The sequence below is a fragment of the Frankia sp. CeTa3Moorea genome, from assembly GCF_978021225.1.
Genome location: NZ_CDXDOR010000170.1, coordinates 2531 through 9635, shown reverse-complemented (window position 1 = coordinate 9635; position 7105 = coordinate 2531). Strand labels below are relative to the sequence as shown.

The following is a 7105-nucleotide window of genomic DNA, read 5'->3' as shown; positions in this document are numbered from 1 at the left end:
CCCCCCGCACACCCGCCGGGGGCGCTGGACTCGCCGCCCTGCTCACCGCGCCCGAACGCGCCCTGATCGCCCTCGACTACGACGGCACCCTCGCGCCGATCGTCCCGCGGCCGTCGGACGCCGTCCCGGCGCCGGGGGCGATGGAGGCGCTGCGCCGGATCTCCCATGAGGTCGGCACCCTCGCCGTCATCACCGGACGGCCGGTGGACTCGCTGCTGGAACTGACCGGGATGGAGAAGATCCCCGACTTCGGGAACCTGATCATCCTTGGCCAGTACGGACTGCAGCACTGGGACTCGGGCAGCCGCGCGATCAGCAGTCCCGAGCCGCTGCCCGGGGTCGCCGCGGTCCGCGCGGCGCTGCCCGAACTGCTCCGCGACGCCCCGGTCGGCACCGCCGTCGAGGACAAGCACCAGGCGCTGGTGGTACACGTGCGGCGCACCGCCGATCCGGACTCGGCGCTCGCCGCGCTCACGCCGGCGTTGACGGCCCTCGCTGAAGACCATGGGCTGGAGGCGGCGCCGGGCAAGCGAGTGCTGGAACTGCGTCCGCCCGGGCACGACAAGGGCGGTGCGCTGCGCGAGCTCATCGCGGCCCGCCAGGCGCGCTCGGTGCTGGTCGCCGGGGACGACTACGGCGATCTGCCGGCATTCGAGGCCGTCGACGAGCTACGGGCGGGCGGGCTGCCCGGTATCACCGTGTGCAGCGACAGCCCGGAGGTCCCGGACGTGATCCGCGAACGCGCCGACCTGGTCGTGGGCGGGCCCGCCGGGATGGTCGCCCTGCTGGAGGTGCTGGTCGAGCGGCTCAGCGGCTGACCGCTCGCGCCCTCTTCGCTCATCCCCATAGGGCGCGCTCAGCCCGCCCCCGGGGCTCACCCCACCCGCATCCCTAAGCCAGGGGCATTTCCGTGAGACATCTGTCGCTGATTCGTGAGCCTCCACCGCCAGACAAGACGATCTTGATGGACCGGCGTACAGGGCTGAGCGGATGGCCTACTCTCCGCAGTGTGCGTCGGATGCCGGGAGCCGAGGAAGACACCCTGCCGCGGCTGTGGCCGACTGGCACCGCGCGGGTGCTGGTCGCCTCCAACCGGGGGCCGGTGGCGTTCGCCGTCGGGGACGACGGGAAGCTGCGGATCCGGCGGGGCGCCGGCGGCCTCGTCAGTGGCCTCAGCCGGGTGGCGGCCGACGACGGTGACGGTCCGATGGCGTGGGTGTGTGCCGCCCTCAGTGACGCCGATCGCCGGGCAGCGCGTTCCGCGCCCGCCGGCCGCCTCGATCTCGCCGGCCACGACACCGGCGGCGCCGCCGTCCGGATGCTCGACGTCGACCAGGTCGTCTTCGACCGCGCCTACAACGCAGTCGCGAACCGCACACTCTGGTTCATCCACCACCTGCTCTACGCGCCGGCGTCGCAGCCGGTCTTCGGCCCGGCGTTCCGCCGCGACTGGGAAGCGTACGAGACCTACAACGAGATGTTCGCCCAGGCCCTCGCGCACGAGGCCGCCCCGGGCGCCTCGGTGCTGATCCAGGACTACCACCTGACCCTGGTCGCCGCCCGGCTGCGGGCGCTGCGGGCGGACCTGCGGATCGCCCACTTCAGCCACACTCCCTGGGCACCGCCGGAGTACTTCCGGATACTCCCGGACGACGTCAGCGAACAGATCCTGCGCGGCATGCTCGGCGCCGACCGGCTCGGGTTCCTCACCGACGCCTGGGCCGACGCGTTCCAGGAATGCTGCCGCGACCTCCTCGGACTGCGGATCGAGCGGCGGGCGGTGACCGTCGGGACAGCCGGGCCGGGACGGGAAGCCGGGCCGGGACGGGAAGCCGGGCCGCACCGGACGGTGCGGATCGGGGTACATCCGCTCGGCGTCAACGCGGACGAGCTGCGCGGCCGGGCCGCCGCCACCGACGTGGCCGCCCGGGCCGCCGAGCTGGTCGACCTGGCCGGCGGGCGGCGGCTCATCGTCCGGGTCGACCGCACCGAGCTGTCCAAGAACATCGTCCGTGGTCTCGACGCCTACCGGGAACTGCTGCGCACCCGTCCGGAATGGCGCGGCAAGGTGATGCACCTGGTCTGCGCCTACCCGTCACGGCACGATCTGCCGGAGTACCGGGAATACACCGCCGCGGTGCAGCGCCTAGCCGCGGAGATCGAGGACGAGTTCGCCACGGACACCTGGCTGCCGCTGCGGCTGGAGATCACCGACGACTACCCCCGGTCGATCGCGGCCCTCTCGCTCGCGGAGGTGCTCGTCGTCAACCCGATCCGGGACGGCATGAACCTCGTCGCCAAGGAGGGGCCGATCGTCTCGATCAGGGATGCCGTCCTCGTGCTCTCCCGGGAGGCCGGAGCCTGCGCGGAGATGGGCACGGCGGCGCTGGTCGTCAACCCGTTCGACATCCAGGCGACCGCGCGGGCCCTGCACACCGCCCTGACGATGCCCGCCCCCGAGCGGCGCCGGCGCGCCGAGGAGCTGGCCGCCGTCGCCGGGCGGCTACCGCCCCAGCTCTGGTTCACCGACCAGCTGCACGCCCTCGCCGCCGACCGGTGACCGTCCGGTCTGCCCTGCCGGGGCCGAACGTCGACGCGCGGACGGCGTTCAGGCGGACCGCGTTCAGGCGGCAACGGCCGCTCGCACCGCGCTGGCCCAGCCGGCGCCGACCGGGCCCGCCTCGACCGTGACGTTGTCGTACCGCGCCAGCAGGGCGGCGATGTCCGGGTGCCGCACCGCGTTCGCGACCAGGTGCATCCGCCCGACATGGGGAGCCATGGCCAGGTCGCTGGCGGAATCGCCGATGGCGATCGCCTCGGCCGGTGACACCCCGCGCCGCTTGAGGTCGTAGGCGACCGCGTCCCCCTTGCCCACACCGTCCGGGACCAGATGGTAGACGTGCGGATTCACTCCGAGATCAGGCATGTGGACCGGCGAGATCAGCCCGTTGTCGCGCATGCTCAACCAGGGGAACCCGGTCTCGGCGAGCCAGCCGTCGACCTCCGACACCTCGATCTTCCCGCGAAGCATGACGTCGACCTCCCGGCCGGAGTGCCAGGGGGTGTGCAGCTCCAGCCGCCCGGGGTAGCGCTCGACCATCCAGTCGAGCAGGTACTCCGGTACCTGGTCGAAGTCGGGCGGCATCGCGCCGCGCAGGATCTCGCTGTCGCGCCCCTCGTTCCAGCCGACGATCGCGCCGAGCTCCCCGATGAACCCGTCCGCGCCGAAGATCGCCGCGGCCTCGAGAAGCTGCGGACGGGTACGCCCGCTGACCAGGACCAGCGCAACGCCGGCGCCGTGCAGCTCGGCGAGCGCACGAGCCGGCTCCAGGGTGATCGCTCCCCCCTCCGCCCGGAAGAAACAACCCTTGGGACCGACCATCGTGCCGTCAAGATCGGTATAGACGACGCGGATACTCACTGTTACAGACTCCCTGGCTCTGGCGTGATCGGGTCGATCTCCGGGCATGGGGGCGCGCGCGGCCGGTACGAGTGGGCAGGACCCGCCCGCACCGGTGAGACCACACCGAGAAACCTCCGACCGACCCATATCATGTCCACAACCAGAGGCAACACCGGTGCACGACCACCCGCGCACGGTCTACAGTACGGACAGACAACTTCATCTGGCTCATCCAGAGGGGCAGAGGGAACGGCCCAGCGAAGCCCCGGCAACCACCCGCATCCCGTGCGCGGCAGGTGCTAATTCCGTCCTGGTGGCAGACTGCCCCGGGAAAGATGAGGAGCTTCTTCATGACACTCGCGCCCGAGCGCGCCACCGGTCCCGCCCTCGACGTCGCGAACCCCGCGGTCTCGCTGTCCTGTCGGCACTGCGGCGCCACCTACCCGCTGTCCCCTACGCATGTGTGCGTGGAATGCTTCGCTCCCCTGGAAATCGCCTACGACCCGGACCTGCTGGCTCGAGTGACCCGAGAGTCCATCGAACGCGGTCCGGCGAACCTGTGGCGTTATGTCGGGCTGCTGCCCGCCGGGCATGACCCGGCGCGGCGGGTCTCCCTCGGGGCCGGCTGGACGCCGCTGCGCCCGGCCCCGCGGCTCGCCGCGGAGCTGGGGATGAAGACGCTCTATATCAAGGACGACAGCGCCAACCCCACCCATTCTTTCAAGGACCGAGTCGTCTCCGTGGCGCTCACCGCCGCCCGCGAGCTGGGCTTCACCACGGTCGCCTGCGCCTCGACGGGCAACCTCGCGCAGTCGGTGGCGGCGCATGCGGCCGGTGCCGGGCTGCGCTCGGTGGTGCTCGTACCGCACGACCTCGAGGCCGGCAAGACGGTCTCCACCGGGGTGTACGGCGGGACGCTGGTCGCCATCCAGGGCAACTACGACGACGTGAACCGGTTGTGCAGCGAGCTGGCCGGGGAGTACGAGTGGGCGTTCGTCAACGTCAACGTCCGCCCCTTCTACGCCGAGGGGTCCAAGACGCTCGGCTACGAGGTCGCCGAGCAGCTCGGCTGGCGGCTGCCCGAGCAGGTCGTCGTGCCGATCGCCTCCGGCTCGCTGCTGACAAAGATCGACAAGGCCTTCGGTGAGCTCGGCCGGCTCGGCCTGGTCGAGCCGGCGCCGTACAGGGTGTTCGGTGCGCAGGCGGCCGGCTGCAACCCGGTGGCCGCCGCGTTCGCCCGGGGCGTCGAGACCGTCGCCCCGGTCCGGCCCGCCACAATCGCCAAGTCGCTGTCGATCGGCAACCCGGCCGACGGCCCCTACGCCCTCGACGTGGCTCGGCGGACCGGCGGGGCGATCGCGGACGTGACCGACGAGGAGATCATCGACGGGATCCGGCTGCTCGCCCGCACCGAGGGCCTCTTCGGCGAGACGGCCGGTGGCGTCACCGTGGCCACCCTGCGCAGGCTGCTGCGCGAGGGGCTGCTCGACCCGGCCGCCGAGACCATCCTCTACAACACCGGCGACGGGCTGAAGACGCTTGACCCCCTTGTCGAGACGGGCGGACCGACCGCGACGATCAAGCCGTCGCTGCGCGCCTTCGAGGCCGCCGGCCTCGGCGACGACTGACTCGGGCGCAGCACAGCCCGGCCCAGCGCAGCACAGCCCGGCCCAGCGCATTCGACGAACTTCGTGGACCACGCCGGACCAACGGAAGGGCCACGGACGACGGCGAGGCGCCGCGGGGGGGATCGGAGCCGGGCACGCGGAACCATGGGTCAGCTTGCACTCACTCGTGCCGAGTGCTAAACAAGAGCTGGCACTCTCGTCTAGGGAGTGCCAAGGCTGAAACGGCGAGGCTGCCCGATCCGCGCTGTGTCCGAGGTGCATCACCCGGGTCCGGAGCAGGCGGGAGCCGTCCGTCGCGGGCGTCGTTAGGGCCAGGCCATCGAACCTGCCATCCCACTGGGAGGACCCAGAAACCATGCCGAAGATCATTGCCTTCGACGAGGAGGCTCGGCGCGGCCTGGAGCGCGGCATGAACCAGCTGGCCGATGCGGTCAAGGTCACGCTCGGGCCGAAGGGCCGCAACGTCGTGCTGGAGAAGAAGTGGGGCGTACCCACGATCACCAACGACGGTGTGAGCATCGCCAAGGAGATCGAGCTCGAGGACCCGTACGAGAAGATCGGCGCGGAACTCGTCAAGGAAGTCGCGAAGAAGACCAACGACGTCGCGGGTGACGGCACCACCACCGCCACCATCCTGGCCCAGGCCCTGGTGCGCGAGGGTCTGCGCAACGTGGCCGCCGGCGCCAACCCCCTCGGGCTGAAGAAGGGCATCGAGGTCGCGGTCGAGCGCGTCTCCGAGGAGCTGTCCAAGCAGGCCAAGGAGGTCGAGACCAAGGAGCAGATCGCCTCCACGGCGTCCATCTCCGCGGGTGACTCGGCCATCGGCGGCCTCATCGCCGAGGCGCTGGACAAGGTCGGCAAGGAAGGCGTCGTCACCGTCGAGGAGAGCAACACCTTCGGCCTCGAGCTCGAGCTCACCGAGGGTATGCGCTTCGACAAGGGCTACATCTCGCCGTACTTCGTCACGGACGCGGACCGTCAGGAAGCCGTCCTGGACGACCCGTACATCCTGATCGTCAACAGCAAGATCTCCGCGGTCAAGGACCTGCTCCCGCTACTGGAGAAGGTCATGCAGACCGGCAAGCCGCTGGCGATCATCGCCGAGGATGTCGAGGGCGAGGCGCTGGCCACCCTGGTCGTCAACAAGATCCGCGGCACCTTCAAGAGCGTCGCGGTGAAGGCCCCCGGCTTCGGTGACCGCCGCAAGGCGATCCTGGGCGACATCGCCATCCTGACCGGTGGTCAGGTCATCTCCGAGGACGTCGGCCTCAAGCTCGAGAGCACCTCGCTCGACCTGCTCGGCCGTGCCCGGAAGATCGTTGTCACCAAGGACGAGACGACCGTCGTCGAGGGTGCCGGCGACACCGACCAGATCGCCGGTCGGGTCAGCCAGATCCGCAACGAGATCGAGAAGTCGGACTCGGACTACGACCGCGAGAAGCTCCAGGAGCGGCTCGCGAAGCTGGCTGGCGGCGTCGCCGTCATCAAGGTCGGCGCGGCCACCGAGGTCGAGCTCAAGGAGAAGAAGCACCGCATCGAGGACGCGGTGTCCAACGCGAAGGCCGCCGTCGAGGAGGGCATCGTCGCCGGTGGTGGCGTCGCGCTGCTCCAGGCGTCGATCACCGCCTTCGAGAAGCTGGACCTGTCCGGCGACGAGGCGACCGGTGCCAACATCGTCCGGCTCGCGCTCGAGGCGCCCATCAAGCAGATCGCCTTCAACAGCGGTCTCGAGGGCGGCGTCGTGGTCGAGAAGGTCCGCAACCTGCCGACCGGCCACGGCCTGAACGCGGCCACCGGCGAGTACGTCGACCTGATCGGCACCGGCATCATCGACCCGGCCAAGGTCACCCGCTCCGCCCTGCAGAACGCCGCGTCGATCGCCGGCCTGTTCCTCACCACCGAGGCCGTCATCGCTGACAAGCCGGAGAAGAACCCGGCCCCGGCAGTCCCGGGCGGCGGCGGCGACATGGACTTCTAGTCCAATTCGTCACCTGCTGTACCCTGCACCACCGTCTGGCCGAGGGCGGCTCCGGTTCTCCCGGGGCCGCCCTCGTGCGTTCGCCCGTGCATCACA

General features: G+C 70.8%; 5 protein-coding genes and 1 riboswitch. Of the genes, 4 read left to right on the top strand and 1 reads right to left on the bottom strand.

Annotation, left to right across the window (positions count from 1 at the left end; translation table 11 throughout):
• The coding region (gene otsB / locus AC08OV_RS21085; protein WP_476620173.1) for a trehalose-phosphatase at nt 1-818 on the top strand (818 nt) is incomplete at its 5' end.
• A gap of 200 nt (nt 819-1018) precedes the next feature.
• Nucleotides 1019-2560, top strand: coding sequence for an alpha,alpha-trehalose-phosphate synthase (UDP-forming) (locus tag AC08OV_RS21080; RefSeq protein ID WP_476614978.1), 1542 nt, complete (start codon nt 1019-1021; stop codon nt 2558-2560).
• Nucleotides 2561-2623: 63 nt separating this feature from the next.
• Here the strand turns inward: AC08OV_RS21080 and AC08OV_RS21075 are convergent, their stop codons facing one another.
• Nucleotides 2624-3421, bottom strand: a complete 798-nt coding sequence (locus tag AC08OV_RS21075; RefSeq protein ID WP_476614974.1) for an HAD family hydrolase — start codon at nt 3419-3421, stop codon at nt 2624-2626.
• Nucleotides 3422-3628: 207 nt separating this feature from the next.
• Nucleotides 3629-3745, top strand: a riboswitch (SAM riboswitch).
• Between the two features lie 8 nt (nt 3746-3753).
• On the opposite strand from AC08OV_RS21075, the gene thrC reads away from it, so the two are divergent.
• Nucleotides 3754-5031, top strand: a complete 1278-nt coding sequence (gene thrC / locus AC08OV_RS21070; protein ID WP_476614975.1) for a threonine synthase — start codon at nt 3754-3756, stop codon at nt 5029-5031.
• Nucleotides 5032-5386: 355 nt separating this feature from the next.
• The gene (gene groL / locus AC08OV_RS21065) at nt 5387-7009 is read left to right on the top strand and encodes a chaperonin GroEL (protein ID WP_476614976.1); all 1623 of its coding nucleotides are present in this window, start codon (nt 5387-5389) and stop codon (nt 7007-7009) included.
• Nucleotides 7010-7105 lie beyond the last annotated feature (96 nt).